This is a genomic window from Methylobacterium sp. HJ2 (assembly GCF_056431005.1).
Genome location: NZ_JBWJYM010000002.1, coordinates 673,035 through 691,635, shown reverse-complemented (window position 1 = coordinate 691,635; position 18,601 = coordinate 673,035). Strand labels below are relative to the sequence as shown.

The following is an 18,601-nucleotide window of genomic DNA, read 5'->3' as shown; positions in this document are numbered from 1 at the left end:
CACTTCGAAATCTATCAATCGCAAAAGCGGTCGCCAAGTGCTGCGTGCTCATCGCGGTTTCAGCATGCTAGTCTCGCGAATTGCAGAGCCCAGGTGCGGGTCCGCTATGCAGCCTCCGCTATCTGCTGTTGATGAACATCCGCTGTGCCGCCGCCGTGCTGCTTGAGCGGCCGGCTGCCGCTGAGGCGGCGCAGGAGGACGTAGAACACCGGCGTCAGGAAGAGGCCGAAGGCGGTGACGCCGATCATGCCGGAGAAAACGGCGACACCCATGGCGCTGCGCATCTCGGAGCCGGCGCCGGTGGCCGTCACCAGGGGGAGCACACCCATGATGAAGGCCATCGAGGTCATCAGGATCGGGCGCAGCCGCAGGCGGCTCGCCTCGATGGCGGCCTGGAGCGGCGTGCGACCGGCGAATTCAAGCTCGCGGGCGAATTCCACGATCAGGATCGCGTTCTTGGCAGAGAGGCCGACGAGCACGATGAGGCCAATCTGGGTGAAGACGTTGTTGTCACCCGCCGAAAGCCAGACGCCGAACATCGCCGCCAGCAGCCCCATCGGCACGATCAGCAGGATGGCGAGCGGCAGCGCCAAGCTCTCATACTGGGCGGCGAGCACGAGAAAGACCAGGAGCAGGGCGAGCGGGAACACCCACATTCCCGAATTGCCCGCGATGAACTCCTGATAGGTCAGGTCGGTCCACTCGAAGGCGAAGCCGCGCGGCAGGGTCTCGGCCGCGATGCGGGCGGCGGCCGCCTGGGCCTGGCCCGAGGAGTAGCCCGGCGCGGCGCCGGCGTTGATGTCGGCGGAGAGGAAGCCGTTGTAGCGCATGGCGCGCTCCGGGCCGGCCGTCTGTCGAACGTGCAGGAGAGCCGCCAGCGGCACCATCTCGCCGGAGCCCGCCCGCACCTTCAGCGCCCCGATATCGTCCGAGCGCGCCCGGAAGGGGGCGTCGGCCTGGACCCGCACCGAGTAGGTGCGCCCGAACCGATTGAAGTCGTTGACGTAGAGCGAGCCGAGATAGATCTGCAGCGTGTCGAAGACGTCCGTCACGGGAATCCGAAGCTGGCGGGCCTTTGTCCGGTCGATGTCGGCGAAGAGTTGCGGCACGTTCATCTGGAAGCTGGAGAAGAGGCCGGCGAGCTCGGGCGCCTGGGCGGCCTTGGCCAGGAAGGCCTTGGTCGCGTCGTTGAGCGCCTCGTAGCCGAGGCCAGCCCGATCCTCGATCTGCATCTTGAAGCCCCCGATGGTGCCTAAGCCGTTGACGGGCGGCGGCGGGAACATCGCGATGAACGCCTCGGGGATCGCCGCGAACTTCCGGTTCAGCGACTGCGCGATGGCGCCACCGTTCAGGGCCGGCGAGCGGCGCTCCTCGAACGGCTTCAGGGTGGAGAACACGATCCCCGAATTCGAGCTGTTGGTGAACCCATTGATCGACAGGCCCGGGAAGGCGACGGCGCTCTCGACGCCGGGCTCCTTGAGGGCAATCTCGCTCATGCGGCGGATCACCTCCTCGGTCCGGTCGAGGGTGGCGCCGTCCGGCAGCTGTGCGAAGCCGACGAGGTACTGCTTGTCCTGGCCCGGCACGAAGCCGCCGGGGATCTGGCGGAACAGCACGACGGTCATGCCGACGAGGACGAGGTAGAGCACCATCATCGTCGCCTTGCGCGAGACGACGAAACCGACGCCGCGTCCGTAGCCGTCCGAGGCCCGCCCGAAGGCACGGTTGAAGCGCCGGAAGAACCAGCCGAGCAGCCCGTCGAGGATCCGGGTCAGACGGTCCTTCGGGGCGTGATGGTCTTTGAGCAGAAGGGCGGAGAGTGCCGGCGACAGGGTGAGCGAGTTGACGGCCGAGATCACGGTCGAGATCGCGATGGTGAGGGCGAACTGCTTGTAGAACTGTCCCGTCAGGCCGCTGATGAAGGCGAGCGGCACGAACACCGCGACCAGCACGAGCGCGATGGCGATGATCGGCCCGGAGACCTCCCGCATGGCCTGGTAGCTGGCTTCGCGTGGCGACAGGCCGCTCTCGATGTTGCGCTCGACGTTCTCCACCACCACGATGGCGTCGTCGACCACGATGCCTATGGCGAGCACCAGGCCGAACAGGCTCAGCGCGTTGATGGAGAAGCCAAAGGCGTGCATCACCGCGAAGGTGCCGACGATGGAGACCGGCACGGCGAGGAGCGGGATGATCGAGGCCCGCCAGGTCTGCAGGAACAGGATCACCACCAGGACGACGAGGGCGATGGCCTCCAGCAGGGTGTGGATCACGGCCTCGATGGAGGCGCGAACGAACTGCGTCGGGTCGTAGACGATCTGGTAATCGACGCCTTCCGGCATGTTCCGCTTGATCTCCGCCATGGTCCGGCGGACCTCGTCCGAGATCTGGATCGCATTCGAACCCGGCGACTGGGAGATCGGAAGCGCCACGGCAGACTTGTTGTCGAGGAGCGAGCGCAGCGCGTAGTCGGAGGCCCCGAGCTCGATCCGGGCGACGTCGCGCAGGCGGGTGATCTCGCCGCTCTCGCCGGTCTTGACGACGATGTCGCCGAACTGCTCCTCGCTGCTCAAGCGACCCTCGGCATTGAGTGAGAGCTGGAGATCGAGCCCCGGGATCGCTGGGGAGGCGCCGATGACGCCGGCCGCCGCCTCGACGTTCTGAGCCTGGATCTCGCGTACGACATCACCGGCCGAGAGCCCATGCTCGGCGACCTTCTGCGGGTCGAGCCAAATGCGCATCGAGTAATCGCCGGAGCCGAAGAGCTGTACCTGGCCGACGCCGTCGAGGCGAGCGAGCCGGTCCTTGATGTTCAGGACCGCGTAGTTTCGAAGATACGTCATGTCGTAGCGCCCGTTCGGGGAAACGAGGTGCACGACCATGGTCAGGTCCGGCGAGGATTTCACCGTGACGATGCCGAGCTGACGCACGATGGCCGGCAGGCGCGGCTCGGCCTGCGAGACTCGGTTCTGAACCAGTTGCTGGGCCTTGTCGGGATCGGTGCCGAGACGGAACGTGACGGTCAGCGTCATGATGCCGTCGGTCGTGGCTTGGCTCGACATGTAGAGCATGCCCTCGATGCCGTTGATCTGCTCCTCGATCGGCGTCGCCACCGTCTCGACGATGACCTTCGGGTTGGCACCCGGGAAGGTCGCGCGCACGACGACCGAGGGCGGCACCACGTCCGGATATTCGGAGATCGGCATCGCGAAGAGCGAGATCAGGCCCATGATGAAGATGAGCACCGAGAGCACGCCTGCGAAGATTGGCCGGTCGATGAAGAACTTCGAGAGGTTCATGCCGCCCTCCTAGGGGCGAAAAGGGTCGCGTGGAGAGACGGCGGTCGCGGGGGGCCGCCCTGCACGTGGGTCGACGAGGCTGGGTGAGGCGTTCGCCGCTCGTCAGCGTTGGGCGAGCTGGCGCGCGGCCGATGCGGCGTCTTGCGGCCGGGCGCCCATGGCGACTGGCTCGGGCCGCAGGAGGGTGCCGGGCCGGACGCGCTGCAACCCGTTGACGACGATGCGCTCGCCGCCGGACAGGCCGGAGGTCACAACGCGAAGGCCATCCACGGCTCGACCGAGGGTGACGGCGCGGAACTCGGCCCGGTCGTCCGCACCCACCGCGAGGACGAACTTCTTGTCCTGATCGGTGCCGACCGCCCGCTCGTCCACGAGCAGCAACGATTCGGCTGCGGCCTGGCCGAGGCGCATGCGGGCGAACTGTCCGGGAATGAGATGTCCGTCGCCGTTGCCGAAGCTCGCGCGAACGCGGATGGTGCCGCTGCGCGCATCGACCTTGTTGTCGATGAACTGGAGGTGCCCTCGGGCCCGGGCGCCGTCGGCGGTGACCATCTCCACGGGGATGCGATCGAGGCTGCCACGCTTGCCCGAAGGTTCGGCAAGGGAGGCCAGGGCCTTGAGTACGACGGTCTCGTCCGCGTCGAAGCTGGCATAAACAGGGTCAACGGAGACGAGGGTGGTCAGAACGGCGGCACCCGCACCGGTGGCGACGAGGTTGCCCGGCGTGATCTCGCGGCGACCGACGCGGCCACCGACAGCCGCGCGTACCTCGGTGTAGCCGAGGTTGAGCCGGGCGGCCTCAAGCGTCGCCTTCGCGGCATCGAGGTTGGCCTTCGCTTCCTTGAAGGCATTGGCGCGGACATCGAGGTCGCGCGCCGTGACGATCTGCTGGCCCGAGAGCCTCTGTCCGCGCTCCAGGTCGCTCGCGGTCAGGGCGACGCGGGCCTCGGCGCCGGCGACCTGCGCCTCCAGGCGTTGGAACTCGGCGGCGTAGGGGGCCGGGTCGATGGTCACCAGCAGGTCGCCGGCCTTCACGAGTTCGCCCTCAACGAAGTGCGTCGCTTGGATCGCGCCGCCGACGCGTGCCCGGACGTCGACCCGGTCGACGGCTTCGAGGCGTCCGGAGAACTCATCCCAGAGGACGACGGCCCGAGGAACGACGGTCGCGACTGGAACCGGCATCGCCTGTTCGGTCGGCGCCGGGGCTGCGATTGCCTCAGTCCCGCGCAATGTCAGGGATGGCAGAAACTGGACGGCGGCCCCCATCAGCAGAGCAGCTGTGCTGCCGGCTGCAAGGCTGCGTCGGAGACCGGGGCGGGCGGGGAGAGAGTGAGGCGCAGGGTTCACGACCGGCTCCGACATCTGTAGAGTGCGCTACACATGTCGGCGTGGACGTCTGGCGTCAAGAGACTTATCTATCACTCGATATAAAAGTTGGAGTCAGCTGACAATGGTGATGGGGCGGCCCCGGTCCTTCGACATGGACAAAGCCCTCGACGAGGCGATGGAGGTGTTCTGGCGCCACGGCTACGACGGCGCCAGCCTTGCCATGCTGACGAAGGCGATGGGCATCAAGGCGCCGAGCCTCTACGCGGCCTTCGGCAGTAAGGAGGGCCTGCTCAAGGCCGCCCTCGACCGTTACGCGCTGCGGCGGTCCGAGCACATGCGCTACGTGCTGGCTGGTGCGACGGCGCACGATGTGGCCGAGCGTTTCCTGAGCAGCATCGCCGAGAGCCATACCGATCCCGCCAATCCGCCCGGCTGCCTTCTGGTCCAGGGCGGGCTTGCCTGCGGCGCCGGTTCGGAGAACATCCCCTTCGAACTGGCATCCCGGCGCGCCCAGACCGAGACGGAACTCCTCGGGCGTTTCGTCCAGGCGAAGGAGGACGGCGATCTCTCGGATGATGCGGACCCTGTGGCGCTGGCCCGTTTTCTCTCGACGATAGCTTCTGGCATGGGCGTCATCGCGTCATCCGGGGCGAACCGGGACGCCTTGCGCGAGGTGGCGCGCGTCTCGCTCCATGCCTTCGCCGGAAGCGGAAAGGCCTGAGCATCCGAACGGTCCGCACCTTGGGCGGCCGTCTCCGCGCTGGGCTTGATCGGAGATGCAGGCGATGCTGTTTGATCTCGAAGTCCAAGCTGGCCAAACAGGTCACGCCCACCGCTGTCCAGTCAGGATGGGGTGAGGCGCCGATGCCTGATCGCGGACTTCCATCATCGTCTCGAAGTGCGCGTCTGAATCGGTCCGGCGAGACGCAGCGTATCGGCCGGAAGGTCGGCGTCGTCTTTACAACCTGATTGATGCGAGAGCCCTGGGCCTCCGAGAGAGAGGCTGAGACACGGCAGGTTGCCCCGCTGGGAGGAACTGAAGACCTGCCTGCGGGGCTAACACCGGTTGTCGGTGGACTGACTTGTGCAATTGTCAGGAACGTACGTGAGGTTCGCTGAGCAGGCGTCAATCGCGTTCCCACGAGGTAGGGATCGCGCTGACGAGATGAAGGGCCGGCCACTCAAGGAGCTCGACGACGGGTGCTTCGCGGCGGCCGACCGCTGCCCCGGTAGCAAGACCCCTGATGACAGGAGGCCGCCTATCGCGAGGACGGTCGGCGGGTGGGTTCGGGCCAGCCCAGCATCGCGGGACCGGCGCCCCTCGCGGGCTGACCGGGCAGCCATGCGGAGGTTAGGGGCGCTCCCGCGTAGCTGCCTTCAGCGAGCCGCCTCGTGGTAACGCATCGCTTCGAGGTCGGCGATCAGCCCCGGCCCGGTCGGATGCCATCCAAGCTGGGCCCGCGTCCCCGCGCTCGACGCGGACATGTCCATGGCAACGAACGCGCTGAGCCACTCGAAATGCCGGGCCGCCTCCTCCGGCGACACGGAGGTGACCGGCACGTTCAGCCCCCGCCCGAGCACCTCTGCGATGGCGCGGGTCGTTACGCCCTCCTCGGCGACCGCGTGGTAGCGCGCACCCGCCTCCCGCCGCTCTAGGGCTAACCGGTAGAGGCGGGCGACGTCGAGCACCGGAGCGGCCGACCACCGGTGCGATCCATTCCCGACATAGGCCGAGACGCCCTTCCGGCGGGCCAGCTCGACAAGGTAGGTGACGAGGCCTTGCTTGACGGTGTCATGTACCTGGGGAAGCCGCACCACAGATACGTTGACGCCCGCCTCCAGCAGCGCGGCGCCTGCCAACTCGGAGGCGATGCGAGGATTCGGATGCTCGGCATTGAAGACCTCCTCCGTCGCCGGCCGGCCCGGAACGGCGCTACCGAAGCCGGTCCCGGAGGTGATGATCAGGGGCCGATCCAAACCCCTGAGAGAGGAGCCCAGGGCTTCGATGGCGCGCCTGTCCTTCGCGCAATTGGCGGCGAAGTTCGTGAAGTCGTGGTCGAAGGCGGTGTGAATCACGCCGTCCGCCTGGGCGGCGCCGCTGCGCAGGCTGTCCAGATCCTCCAGGTTCCCGAGGTGCGGCTCGGCCCCGGCGTCGCGCAGCGCTTGGGCGCCGCTCTCCGAGCGGGTCAGCCCGAGGACCTGATGGCCGGCGGCGAGGAGCTCGGGAACGATGGCCGAGCCGATGAAGCCGGTCGCGCCGGTGAGGAATACGCGCATGGGGTTGCCTATCCGAAGTGGCGTGGAGGTCCACTGTCGCGCCCGCACGGATCCGGTTAAAGTAGTGACCTTATCCTGGTATAATCGCCAATAGGATCGCGATGCCGTCCACCTCGGAGAACCTGCTCGGGGCCTATCTCCGCGACCGGCGGACAAGGCTCGACCCGGCCGCCTTCGGGTTCTCCGGGCGTCGCAGGACGCCGGGCCTGCGCCGGGAGGAGGTCGCCCAGCGCTCGAACATCAGCGCGACCTGGTACACGTGGCTTGAGCAGGGACGCGGCGGGGCACCCTCCGCGGACGTGCTCAACCGCATCGCGTCCGGGCTGATGCTGACGGAGCCGGAACGCGAGCACCTGTTCATGCTGGGGCTCGGGCGCCCGCCCGAGGTCCGGTACAGGGCAATCGAGGGTGTGACGCCGCGCCTGCAGCGCCTTCTCGATACATTTGAGGCGAGCCCCGCGCTGGTGAAGACCGCCACCTGGGATGTCGTCGCCTGGAACGCGGCCGCCGCCGTGGTGCTTACCGACTGGGATGAGGTCCCGATCCGCGAGCGCAACATCCTGCGCCGGATGTTCGGCGACCCGCGGGTGCGGAGCGCGCAGCACGACTGGGAAAGCGTGGCGCGCTTCGTGGTCGGCACGTTCCGGGCCGATGCGGCGAGGGCCGGTGCCACCTCGGAGGTCGGCCGCTTGGTGGAGGAGCTCTGCCGCACGAGCCCGGAGTTCGAGGCGCTCTGGCGGGAGAACGACGTCCGGGTCCACGGGGACGGGGTCAAGCGTCTGCGGCACCCGACCCTGGGCGAGATCGAGCTGGAATACTCGGCCTTCGCGGTGGATGGGCGGCCGGACCTCGGCATGCTCGTCTACAATCCCGTCGAGGACGCGGTCGCCACAGGGATACGCGCCTTGGTCGACGCACGCTCCGCTGGCCGGCACGATCGTACGCGAGGTTGATCGGATCGACCGGGCCACGCCTCGGGGCCTGCCGGCGAGCGCGTCGACGGTCCGCCGGGTGAAGCCCTCGTGCGGCCAGTCGCTGGAGAAGATCGAGACGTTCGGCTCCGCGGTGCCGCTGAGCCGGCCGGGCCAGCCGGTGAAGCTCGCGCCGGTCTACGTGTTCCTGGCGCGCCAGGAGGCGAGCGACGTCACCGGCGAGATCTGCGGCGCCACCGGCGGCGACGGGACGGCCGAGGCGAAAGGTCGGTTGCAACCGACCCATGGGGGCCCCGCGCCACCAGCGTCGTTCACTCGGTCGGACCTCGCCTTAGGACGCCGCGGGTCCTGGCACCGGGACGTGCGCCGCGCGACTCGGGAGGAGGTGCGTAACGGCCAGCGCCCGCCGTTACGCGTTACGCCTCGAAGCGGATATCGGCGGACCGCGCGACCACGAAGGCCGGCATCGTGGCCTTCCCGGACGTGCTGACGGGGCGGCCGTCGCCGATATGGCCGGTGCTCGCTCCGGCCAGGGACGACGCCCGAAGAAAGCCGACGCTTGCCCCACGTGCCGGCCGACCTCACCTACGGCCCCATGGGCAGCGAGTTCGACGTCATCATCGTAGGGGGAGGTGCCGCCGGCATCGGCGCCGCGCGGCGGCTGGCCGCGCACGGCAAGGTGGCGCTGGTGCTGGAGGCGTCGTCGCGCCTCGGTGGCCGCGCGTTCACGCAGGACCTCGGCGGCTACCCGCTCGACCTCGGCTGCGAATGGCTGCACTCGGGCGACCGCAACTCATGGGTCACACTCGCCGAGGCATCCGGCTTCCCGGTCGACCGGAGCGACCCGCCATGGGCGAAGGCGCATCCCGGCCTCGCACGGGACGAGGACGACGAGGAAGCGGCCCGGAAGGCGTTCGGCGATTGGGAGAAGAGGCTCCGGGCGGTCGCGCAGGGCAGCGACCGGGCGAGCGATGCCCTGGAGCCCGGGGGTGAGTGGAACGCCTACGTGGGGGCCATCGCCGGCTTCATGAGCGGGGTCGCGCCCGAGAGGATCTCCGCCACCGACTACATGGCCTACGACGATGCCTCCACGGGTCGGAACTGGAACCTGCCGTTCGGCTACGGCACGCTGGTTGCCGCCAGCCTCCCGCACGCGGTGGCGTTGCGCCTGGCGACCCCCGTCGAGCGGATCGACCTGACGGCGGACGGCATCGCCGTCTCGACGCGCGCCGGCACCGTCCGCGCCAGGGCCGCCATCCTCACGGTCTCGACAGCGGTCCTTGCCGGTGACGCCATCCGGCTACCCTCGGGAACCGAGCCGTGGCGCGAGGCGGCCGCAGCCCTGCCGCTCGGCCGCAACGAGAAGGTCTTCCTGGAGATCGGGCGCGACGCCGCGTTCGAGCCGGATTCGCACGCCTACGGCAACCTGCGCGATGCGCGGTCCGCCGCCTATTCCATCCGTCCGAACGGCTGGCCGATCATCGAGGCGTTCCTCGGCGGCGAGGGGGCCCGCATCCTGGAGGAGGAGGGCCCGGCCGCCGGTTTCGCCCACGTCACGGCGGAGCTGGTCGCCCTGTTCGGTACCGACGTGGCGTCCGCCATCCGGCCGCTCGCGGCGACGGCCTGGAGCCGGATGGCGACCATTGGGGGTGCCTACAGTTGCGCCCTGCCGGGTCAGTCGCAGGCGCGGGCACGGCTGGCCCGCCCCTTCGAGAACCGGTTGTTCTTCGCAGGCGAGGCGACGCACCCCTTCGACTTCACGACCGCCCACGGGGCCCATGACAGCGGGCAACGGGCTGCCGACGAAGTTCTATCGGCGCTCCGAGAGGGGCGGTCCCGGCCGGTGCGCGCCGCATCCTGACCAGCCGGACAGTGGTCGCAGGCGGGCACTTGATGCCTTGCGAGAGGCTACCTCGGGCCTCGAAAACGCGGGTGGCTCGACATCCGGCGAACCGAGAGCGGACACGCTCTCACGGCTTCGTCTTGCTGCCGCCAAGCTGGTGGTTGGCCGCCTCAATCGCCGCGCCGTGCTCAAGTGCCCAGGCGCAGAGCGCCTCGAAGGGCTGGCGGAGCGAATGGCCGAGCGGGGTAATCGCGTACTCGACGCCGATGGGCGCGGTCGGCAGCACGGTCCGGGTCACCAGACCATTGCGCTCCAGCCGCTTCAGCGCGTCCGCCAGCGCCTTGTGGGTGATGCCGTCGAGCCGCCGCTTGATCGCGTTGAACCGTGCCGGACGCGGGCAGAGCACCGTGAGGATGAGGATCGTCCACTTGTCGGCGATCTTGTCGAGCACCGGGCGGACCCGCGCCATGTCGGCGAGCGCGCAAGCCGAAGCCGCATCCAGGTCGGTATCGTCGTCCATATCTAGGCTATCCTAAGTGCGTTCTTGATAGCAGATATACGATTTGTATCATTCGAGTCATCGCAGTTGATGGGATGCCCAGATGGCTCGCATGGTGGACAAGGTCGCGCTCGTGGTCGGCGGGGCGAAAGGCATCGGCCTCGCGGTCGCCGAGCGGCTTGCGGTCGAGGGCGCGTCGGTGTTCCTCACCGGGCGGCGCGCCGACGAAGTCGAGGCAGCCGCCGCGCGGATCGGGCGCGGTGCGCATGGCCTCGTCGCGGACGCGGCGCTGCAGGAGGATCTGCAGCGCGTCGTGGCGACGGTGCGGGAGACGCATGGTCGGATCGACGCGCTGGTCCTCAACGCGGGCATTTCGGAACCGGCGACCCTGCGCGACGGGACGCCCGAGCATTTCGACCGGCACTTCGCGGTCAACGTCCGTGGGACCGTCTTCGGGTTGCAGGCGGCGCTGGGCGCGATGGGGCGGGGCGGGTCCGTCGTGCTGATGGGCTCGATTGCCGACGTGATGGGAGTGACGCCCTACGGGACCTACGCCGCGACAAAGGCGGCGCTACGCTCCTACGCGCGCACATGGACGGCCGAGCTGGCCCCGCAGGGCATCCGCGTGAACGTGGTGGCCCCCGGCCCGACCGACACCGCCATGATGGCGAGCGTGCCGGAGGAGGGGCGTGCCGCGCTGATCGCGCCGATCCCACTCGGTCGCATGGCGCGCCCGGAGGAGGTGGCGGCCGCCACCGTGTTCCTGCTGAGCGACGAGGCGAGCTTTGTCGCGGGGGCCGAGCTGTGCGTCGACGGCGGGATGCGCCAAGTCTAGTTTCTCGATGACTGGTTCCTCCTGAGAGGTCGCCAGGATGAGCGCGGCACGCGCCTCAATCCGCTTCGAGGTGTGATCGCTGCCTATCGGCTTGAAGGCGAGTTGGCCCTCATTGCGGAAGCACTCCGACCAGCGGCTGGCGCTCGACACGCTGACCCCGAAACGAGCGGCGACGCGACGGCAGGAGGCAGCCTCGCCGGCGCGGGCCGCCGCGATGGTGGCGTTGAGCGCCAGACGGTTGGTCTGACTCGCGACGGTGGTGATGACGTCCACGGATGCGGTGATCCGCTTGGCAGTGCCCGCGAGCCGGCGCACCGTAGGGTCCCGTGCGCGTGGCGCTCTCGACCGCCTGATCGGCGATCCGTGCCGAGAGCGTCATCTGGTGAACGATCTCCTGACCTGTCGCTTCCGGCTCGCGGTCGTTGGTGGTCCCCTGCCATGGACGGTGCAAGCGACGCACCGATGCGTGCTCCGGCCTTCCTAGTAGGTCGCGGGATCCGGGCTGTCGCTGGGCCGTGCGAACGCGCGCTGCAATGCGTCGTCCATCGGCAGGTTCAGGTTGATGCCGCGCGGCGGGATCGGCTGGGTAAACCACCGGTCGTAGAGCGCCCTGCCCTCAGGGCTTGTGTAGAGCTTGGCCGTGGCGGCGTCGACGACCGCCTTGAACGGCGCATCCTCCCGGCGAAGCATGATCGCGTAGGGCTCGGGCTTCGACAGCGCCTCACGCGATATCTCGTAGGCACTCGGGTCCTTGGCGCCGGCGACCAGGGACGCCAGCAGCACGTCGTCCATCACGAACGCCGCCGCCCGCCCATTCTGGACCATCAGGAACGCCTCGGCATGGTCGACGGCGGGCAGGATCGTCAGCCCGAGCTTGCGTGCCGTGTTGGCTTCGTTGATCTGCCGCAGGTTGATCGTGCCCGAGGTCGAGACGACGGTCTTGCCCTTCAGGTCGTCGATGGTGCGCAGGCCGACGCCCTTCCTGGCCACGTAGCGCGTGGCCGTGAGGAAGTCGGTGTTGGTGAAGGCGACCTGGTTGCGGCGCTCGAAGTTGTTCGTCGTCGAGCCGCATTCCAGGTCGATGGTACCGTTGGCGATGAGCGGAATGCGCGTGGCCGAGGTCACGGCGTTGAAGCGGATGTCGAGCTTCGGCAGGCCGAGCTGCTCCTTCACGGCGTCCGCGATGCGGTAGCAGATGTCCAGCGCGTAGCCGACCGGCTTCTGGTTGCCGTCCAGGAAGGAGAACGGCACTGAGGCATCGCGGAACCCCAAGGTGATCACCCCGGTGTCCCGTACCTTCCTCAAGGTGCCCGTAAGCTCCTCCGCCCCGACCCGGGTCGTCGCCGAGACTGAGGCGAGCATCATCGTCGCGGCGAGTGCCGCCTTCGGGAAGGTCTGCATGGTAGGGTTCCTCGTCCTTGCCGAACGGCCAGGCTGCCGCTTCGGAACGTCGGTCGGTCAGGTCACGGCGAAGATCGCGTCGATCTCGACCGGGACGCCGCGTGGCAGGGCGTTCGTCCCGACCGCGGTGCGGGCGTGCCGTCCGTTCTCGCCCAGGGCGAGCAGGAGGAGATCCGAGGCACCGTCGAGCACGCGCGGCTGCTGCGTGAAGTCGTCCCGGCAGCGGACGAACCCGCCGAGGCGTAGGCAGCGCGCCCGGTCGAGGTCGCCGTCGAGGGCGGCATGAACCTGCGCCAGGATGTTGAGCGCGCACAGGCGGGCCGCAGCCTGCGCCTCCTCGACCGTGACGCTCTCGCCCACGACGCCGAGGACCCGCGGCTCGCCGTTCAGCACCGGCGTCTGACCGGCGATGAGCAACATCGCACCGACGCGCGTGAACGGCACGTAGTTGGCGGCCGGGGGGTTCGGGGCCGGGAGGGTCAGATCGGCCGCGGAGAGGCGGGCCAGGACTGCGGCGCTCACGCCGCCGCCCCTTCCGCTCGACCATGGCCCCGATCGCCGCCGGCCGGCGCGACCTCGCCACCGAGCAGGCAGCCGACTGGTCGGCCGCCGGCAAAGCCGATTCGCACCTTGATCTCCGACAGCCGCCCCATGGCACGGCCTTGGTGGACGCGGATGACGCCGTCGCCGGGCGGGACCGTCCCGTCGTGCAGGAGGCCGAAAGCCAGCGCCGCCGCGGCTACGCCGGTCGCACCGTCCTCCGGGTAGCCGGACGAGCGCGGGAACTGCCGCGCCTCGAACACGCGCTTCGCCGTGTCGATGACCGCGTAGGGGTAGAGGCCCGTCGAGCCGATCCGCCGGCACACCGCTTCGACCGCGGCGGGGTCGGGCGAGAGGGCGTGAAGCGTCGCCGGCAGGCGCACCGGCACCAACGTCTTCACCCGCGACGTGGCGGCGTTGTGCACGGGCAGGTCGGCGAGCGCGTCCCGGCCGACGCCGAGGGCCGCGCAGACCTCGTCCGCCTCCGGCGAGGCCAGCGGCGCCACCCGCCCGGGAGGCTGCGTGATCTCGACCTCCCAGGCTCCGGCATCGCGCGCCTGCACGTAGCCGGTCACGGTACCGCTGGCCGTCGCGACCCGCACCGAACCCGTCGGCAAGCGACCACGGCGGGCGAGCACCCAGAGGGCGCCGACCGTGGCGTGGGCGCACATCTCCATCTCGTGGTTGGGCACGAAAAAACGGAATCGGTAATCGTGGGCGTCATCCTCGGGCGGCAGGACGAAGCCGCTCTCATGGCCGTACCGTCGGGCGACGTCCTGCATCTCATCCGCATTGAGGTTCGCAGCTTCCACCACGACGGGACAGGGGTTCCCGCCGCTGCCCTCGTGGGTGAAGACATTGACGACTTCGACGTCGGCCATGGCACGAAGCTCCCTACGCCCAGGCCGGTTATCCCAGCGCCCATAGCAGCATGCGAGGGAGTATGGATCGAGCGTGTTCGCTTTGCGCGACCGAGCGGGCCCTACTGTCCGACCGAGCGGGCCATGCCGGCGTGGGAAAGCCTGCGGATCTCCCGCGGCGAGAGGCCGTCGCGCCTGCGCAGAGCACGCGCGAGCGCCGATCCGCTGTCGAACCCGACGCGGAACGCCACCTCGTCGACCGGCAGGTCGGTGCGGGTCAGCAGCTCCCTGGCGGCGTCGAGCCGCTTGGCTTGCTGGAAGCCGCCGACGGAGAGCCCGACCTGCTCGCGGAACAGGCGCGTGAGGTGACGGCGCGAGACGCCGAGGCGGCAGGCGAGCACATCGAGCGCGATGTCGTCCCGGAGGCGTTCCGCGACCCAGGCCTTGGCTTCATCCACCAGCGCGGCCGAATGACCACGTCGCGTCACCGTCGGCAGCGGCTGGCCTCGCTCCACGGCGGTAAGGCACCGGATCAGCAGAGCCCCCGCAAGGCGCGCCCGAACAGCGGCCGCGCCCAGGGTGTCGCCGCCATCCTCCCGACAGAGCGCCTGGAGCCCCCGAATCTCTGGCGTGACCGGGAAAAGCGCGCTGGCATCGAGCTGCCGGCGGACCCGATGGAGAGAGCCGAGTTCGGCCTCGATACGGCGGATTGCGGCATCGGTGACGTATAGCGCGAGATGCGCCTGCCCCTCACGCAGGGCAACGGTCTCATGGGCGTGCCCAGCGGGCACCACGGCGAACCGGTCTTGCGATATCCAAACGCCCTCGCGTCTTGTCTCGTACCGGAGGTCGAGAACGCCGATGCTGGGCACCAGGAGCATGAGGCAGTCATGCCAGTGCCAGGGCATTGCGTAGCTGCTACCGCCCCCGAGCAACGCCGCGCTTTCATCGTCCGCGGCGACGAGTGCCTGCTGCGGCGTAATCTCCTTGAGCAAACCGAGTGGCCTAAACATCGTCTCACACTACATCAATCCTTTGCGATCGGCACCCGGTCAGGTTCATGGCGAAGTGATTGAACGGGCAGCCTATGAACAGCCTCCATTACCCCGAAGGTAGTTGCCGGACGGCCAACACATGGCCGCTTCCGGAAAGCGCTCATGACTGGCTGATTGGCTGGCATGGGTGGATGGGAGGCTGTCCGTCTCCGCCTTCCTGAGCTCCGAAGCGGACAAACTGCTTCCAGCCAGTTCCGGTCATTCGGAGCCCCTCAAATTGCGGGCAAGCGGATCTGCTGAGGGTCCGAGAAGGGTCGGAACTCGCAAGTCAGCTTCTGCGGCAAGGGAACTCTGAAGCAGCCATTCCGCTAACAGCCAGACTCACCTGCCGCCGATGGTCAGGAGGGCAAGTCGCGCACTTAATTGCGTAGTTTCTTTTATCTCCAGGCGCGCTCCTCAAGCGAGGCTTTACTCTGAATGGGCCGCCCGACCGTGGAGCTGATCCAGCTGGCACACCATCTTGTTGAGGCAAGCGAACCGGAATGAGCGCTGAAACCGACCTCCTTCCGATCCAGACGCTCGGCCTGCCGCGTCATCTCAAAGCGCGGGACAAAACCGCAGCGAGCGGATTGGGCGGGCATGGACGCTCTCGTACCCGACGATCTTTGGGCGGCGATCGAGCCGCTTCTGCCATCCGAGCCTAAGAAGCCGAAAGGTCGGTGGCCGCGCGCCTCGGATCGGGCGGCGCTGGCAGGCATCATCCTTGTGCTGCGCACCGGCATGCAGTGGAAGCACCTGCCGCGTGCCACGGTCGGCTGCAGCGGCAAGACGCGTTGGGGGCGGCTGGGTGCGTGGCAGGCAGCCGGCGTCTGGGCTGGCCTGCATCGCGCGAAGTTGGAGCAGCTTGAGGATGCGGACGCGCTCGATTGGTCGCGCGCGGCCCTCGACAGCACGAGCCTGCCGGCGAAAAAAGGGGCTCCGCGACGGGTCCGAACCCGACGGACCGGGGCAAGGCGGGCACGAAGCGCCACCTCGTCGTGGACGCCAGGGGTACGCCGCTCGGCCTGACCCTCACCGGAGCCAACTGCCACGACAGCCGTATGCCGGCGGCTACCCTCGACGCGGTGCCGGGCGTGCGCACCGGCCGGCGCGGCCGCCCGCGGCGTCGACCGGACCAGCTGCATGCCGACAAGGGCTACGATCATCGTCGCGGCCGGTGCGAGTGCCGCGTCCGCAGCATCACACTGCGGATCGTGCGACGCAGCATCGAGAGCAGGGAGCCCCTCGGCCGCCACCGCTGGATCATGGAGCGCACGCTGGCCTGGCTCGCACGCTTCCGCCGCCTGACCATTCGCTACGAGCGACGCGCCGACCTGCACCTCGCCTTCACGACGCTCGCATGTGCCCTCGTTTGCCGGGCACAGATCAAACGGTTTTGTCCCTGACTCTCATACGCATGAGCAACAACGCAGGGCAGACGTGCAACCTGGCATGACCGTCATGGCCGCGGTAGCTCCGACCTTCCAGGATGAGGATGGCACCGTCACTACGGAACAGCGGGATCCGAGAAGGCGATCACCTCCGGTTCATACCTCACCATCAGAACGCGCTTTAGAACCTCCGGCCTTAGGCGCTGGTATGAGCCCTTGCCCCTCATGCGAGACTCAGATTGCGCCACGCGAACGCGTTTTCCGTGTTGCGCCGGTGTTGCGTGGAGCAACCTCCGTCCCATCGTAACTCACTGTAAAATCAGGAATCGTGTTGCGGCGTGTTGCAGACTCCCGGAACCAGAGATCAGGCACAAAAAAACCCGCCAAGCCATTGGCCTAACGGGCGAAATTGATGGTGAGCGCGCTGGGGCTCGAACCCAGGACCTACAGATTAAAAGTCCGTTGCTCTACCAACTGAGCTACGCGCTCGCCGCGATCCTGTGCCGGTGGCGCGGGAAGGGCCGGCTCGCAATAGGGGAGCGCTCGGGCAGGGTCAACCGAGGGCGGCGGCGGCTCGGGCGGCGTGGGGATGGCGAGGCCGGCCCGGTCCCGTCCAGGGCGTGCGCCGCCGCACGAATGTGGCGAAACCTTGGCGGTAAGACACCGTTAAGGATCCGAACCCGCCGTTCGGACGATGGAGACAGACCATGACCGCCTTCAAGACCCGCCTGACCGTCGCTGCCCTTGCCAGCCTCGGCGCGGCCGTCGCCGTCGCGGCCTATGCCCAGAGCCTGGCGCTGCCGATGCATTTCGTCTGAGGTCCCGGCGCGGCGGGCGACCCGTCCGCCGCGCCGGATGACCGACCGCGCGCGACCCGGCCGAGCCCGATCCGGGTCGCGCGAGCCCGCGGGGCCGATTCTTTAAGGTTTCGCGGCAAGAAACACCCTGGGAGCCGCTTGGCCGGACGGAGGGTGCCTTGATCACGCACGATGTGCCCGCGCCGCCCGCCGGCACCGCACAGCGCGGGTCGGGCCTGTCCGCCCGACTGCGGGGGCCGCTCACGCAGATCGCGGTCGTTACGACCTTCTGCTGCTCCTCGATGCTGCTGACCCATATCGGCTACCATTACGAGAGCCCCGGCGGCCTGCCGTTCGAGAAGTTCCATCCCGGGAGCCTGATGCTCTTCGGGGCCTTCGTCCTGCTGCTGATCGAGCGCGATCCGGGCGAGACGACTGCGCAACTCCTGTGGCAGCACGCCTTCACGGCGCTCTATCTCGCCTGCGTCCTCTATTACGTGATCTACGTCGCGATCATCCTCGGGCGGCCGGTCTCCTTCGTCCTCGACACCCTCGTCGCCGCGGCGCTCACCTTCCTGTTGCTCGCGCGGACGAGCCCGGACCGCCTGCGCCGGATCGCCCTCTCGATCCACGCGGTGATGGCCGCCAACGCCGTGATCGGCATCTCGGAGGCGGTGCTGGGCTGGCGCCTCATCCCGTTCTACCTGGCCGATGGCCCGATCACCTACGACTGGCGCTCCACCGCGCTGCTCGGACACCCGCTGCAGAACGCGGCGATCGCGGCGATCTACGCCCTGATGCTGCTCACCGGGCCGCGGGGGGGCCTGCGCCCGGCCTTCGTCCTGCCGGCCTTCGGGCTGCAGCTCCTGGCGCTGCCCGGCTTCGGCGGTCGCACCGCGACGGCGCTGCTCGCGGCCCTGGCGGTGCTCTGGCTGATGAAGGGCGCGCTCCTCGTCCTGCTGGGCAAGCGCTTCAAGCTGTCCACGCTGCTGTGGGCCTGCCTCGGCCTGCCGGTCCTCGCCCTGGTGGTCCTGCACCTGTCGGAGACGGCCTACCTCACCACCTTCATCGACCGGTTCATCGACGATTCCGGCAGCGCCGAGACCCGGGTGCGGATGATGCGCCTGTTCGACGGATTTTCCTGGGGCGACCTCTTCATCGGGCCGGACCCCGACACCCTGGCCTATCTCCAGTACCGCGAAGGCACCGAACTCGGGATCGAGAGCTTCGTCATCGCCTACATCCTCAGCAGCGGGATCTTCGCCGCGAGCCTGATCTTCCTCGGCCTCGCGGCCTTCGCCGTCGATCTCGCCCGGGTGCTGTCCCTGCGCAGCATGCTGGCCGTGCTGATGTTCTTCGCCCTCAACGCCTCGTCCACCGGGATCGCGAGCAAGGGCGTCGCCTTCATCCTGCTGATCGCGATCGTGATGAGCCTGGAGGGCGGCGAGCCGGGAACGCGGCTCGCCGGCAAGCTGCCCGGCCTGCGGCTCGGTGGCGCCCGGGGCGCGATGCCCGCGCCGTGACGGGCGGCGCATCCCGGCCGAAAGGCTTCATTAGAGATGCC

At 68.7% G+C, this 18,601-nt stretch carries 14 protein-coding genes, 1 tRNA gene and 1 pseudogene; 6 read left to right on the top strand and 10 right to left on the bottom strand.

Annotation, left to right across the window (positions count from 1 at the left end; genetic code table 11):
• Positions 1-104 precede the first annotated feature (104 nt).
• Both ACS5RC_RS07910 and ACS5RC_RS07905 read right to left on the bottom strand, forming a co-directional pair.
• Entirely contained in the window at positions 105-3,299 is a 3,195-nt protein-coding gene (locus tag ACS5RC_RS07910; protein WP_478343270.1) for an efflux RND transporter permease subunit, read from the bottom strand.
• 102 nt (positions 3,300-3,401) lie between these two features.
• Positions 3,402-4,661, bottom strand: a complete 1,260-nt coding sequence (locus tag ACS5RC_RS07905) for an efflux RND transporter periplasmic adaptor subunit (protein WP_478343269.1) — start codon at positions 4,659-4,661, stop codon at positions 3,402-3,404.
• A gap of 88 nt (positions 4,662-4,749) precedes the next feature.
• On the opposite strand from ACS5RC_RS07905, the gene ACS5RC_RS07900 reads away from it, so the two are divergent.
• Positions 4,750-5,349 carry a TetR/AcrR family transcriptional regulator gene (locus ACS5RC_RS07900; protein ID WP_478343268.1) on the top strand — a complete coding sequence of 200 codons (600 nt, stop codon included), beginning with the start codon at positions 4,750-4,752 and terminating at the stop codon, positions 5,347-5,349.
• Between the two features lie 656 nt (positions 5,350-6,005).
• Here ACS5RC_RS07900 and ACS5RC_RS07895 read toward each other — a convergent pair.
• The gene (locus ACS5RC_RS07895; RefSeq protein ID WP_478343267.1) at positions 6,006-6,905 is read right to left on the bottom strand and encodes an SDR family oxidoreductase; all 900 of its coding nucleotides are present in this window, start codon (positions 6,903-6,905) and stop codon (positions 6,006-6,008) included.
• 101 nt (positions 6,906-7,006) lie between these two features.
• On the opposite strand from ACS5RC_RS07895, the gene ACS5RC_RS07890 reads away from it, so the two are divergent.
• Entirely contained in the window at positions 7,007-7,858 is an 852-nt protein-coding gene (locus ACS5RC_RS07890; RefSeq protein ID WP_478343266.1) for a helix-turn-helix transcriptional regulator, read from the top strand.
• 574 nt (positions 7,859-8,432) lie between these two features.
• Complete coding sequence (locus ACS5RC_RS07885) at positions 8,433-9,698, top strand: flavin monoamine oxidase family protein (RefSeq protein WP_478343442.1); 1,266 nt, start codon at positions 8,433-8,435, stop codon at positions 9,696-9,698.
• A 109-nt stretch (positions 9,699-9,807) separates the two neighbouring features.
• Here the strand turns inward: ACS5RC_RS07885 and ACS5RC_RS07880 are convergent, their stop codons facing one another.
• Positions 9,808-10,200 (bottom strand): winged helix-turn-helix transcriptional regulator, encoded by a 393-nt coding sequence (locus tag ACS5RC_RS07880; protein WP_478343265.1) that lies wholly within the window; start codon positions 10,198-10,200, stop codon positions 9,808-9,810.
• An 82-nt stretch (positions 10,201-10,282) separates the two neighbouring features.
• Between ACS5RC_RS07880 and ACS5RC_RS07875 the strand changes: the two genes are divergently transcribed.
• Complete coding sequence (locus tag ACS5RC_RS07875; protein ID WP_478343264.1) at positions 10,283-11,014, top strand: SDR family NAD(P)-dependent oxidoreductase; 732 nt, start codon at positions 10,283-10,285, stop codon at positions 11,012-11,014.
• A gap of 11 nt (positions 11,015-11,025) precedes the next feature.
• Here the strand turns inward: ACS5RC_RS07875 and ACS5RC_RS07870 are convergent.
• The 5 genes and pseudogenes from ACS5RC_RS07870 to ACS5RC_RS07850 all read right to left on the bottom strand — a co-directional run.
• Positions 11,026-11,248: pseudogene (locus ACS5RC_RS07870) on the bottom strand (helix-turn-helix domain-containing protein); the annotation flags it as partial.
• A gap of 246 nt (positions 11,249-11,494) precedes the next feature.
• Complete coding sequence (locus ACS5RC_RS07865) at positions 11,495-12,379, bottom strand: amino acid ABC transporter substrate-binding protein (protein ID WP_478343441.1); 885 nt, start codon at positions 12,377-12,379, stop codon at positions 11,495-11,497.
• A gap of 93 nt (positions 12,380-12,472) precedes the next feature.
• Complete coding sequence (locus tag ACS5RC_RS07860; protein WP_478343263.1) at positions 12,473-12,937, bottom strand: RidA family protein; 465 nt, start codon at positions 12,935-12,937, stop codon at positions 12,473-12,475.
• A complete protein-coding gene (locus ACS5RC_RS07855) occupies positions 12,934-13,836 on the bottom strand; it encodes a PhzF family phenazine biosynthesis protein (RefSeq protein WP_478343262.1) in 903 nt (300 codons plus the stop codon). Before ACS5RC_RS07855 ends, ACS5RC_RS07860 begins: the two co-directional genes overlap by 4 nt.
• Before the next feature lie 101 nt (positions 13,837-13,937).
• Positions 13,938-14,810 carry an AraC family transcriptional regulator gene (locus ACS5RC_RS07850; RefSeq protein WP_478343261.1) on the bottom strand — a complete coding sequence of 291 codons (873 nt, stop codon included), beginning with the start codon at positions 14,808-14,810 and terminating at the stop codon, positions 13,938-13,940.
• 639 nt (positions 14,811-15,449) lie between these two features.
• On the opposite strand from ACS5RC_RS07850, the gene ACS5RC_RS07845 reads away from it, so the two are divergent.
• Positions 15,450-16,255, top strand: a protein-coding gene (locus ACS5RC_RS07845) for an IS5 family transposase (RefSeq protein WP_478343260.1) whose coding sequence is annotated in 2 segments (ribosomal slippage) — positions 15,450-15,777 and positions 15,777-16,255 — 807 coding nt in all. Because the reading frame shifts where the segments join, the coding sequence is not laid out codon by codon here.
• Between the two features lie 398 nt (positions 16,256-16,653).
• Here the strand turns inward: ACS5RC_RS07845 and ACS5RC_RS07840 are convergent.
• Positions 16,654-16,729: transfer RNA gene (locus ACS5RC_RS07840), tRNA-Lys, on the bottom strand.
• A gap of 487 nt (positions 16,730-17,216) precedes the next feature.
• Here ACS5RC_RS07840 and ACS5RC_RS07835 point away from each other — a divergent pair.
• Positions 17,217-18,560 carry a VpsF family polysaccharide biosynthesis protein gene (locus tag ACS5RC_RS07835; protein WP_478343259.1) on the top strand — a complete coding sequence of 448 codons (1,344 nt, stop codon included), beginning with the start codon at positions 17,217-17,219 and terminating at the stop codon, positions 18,558-18,560.
• Positions 18,561-18,601: the final 41 nt, after the last annotated feature.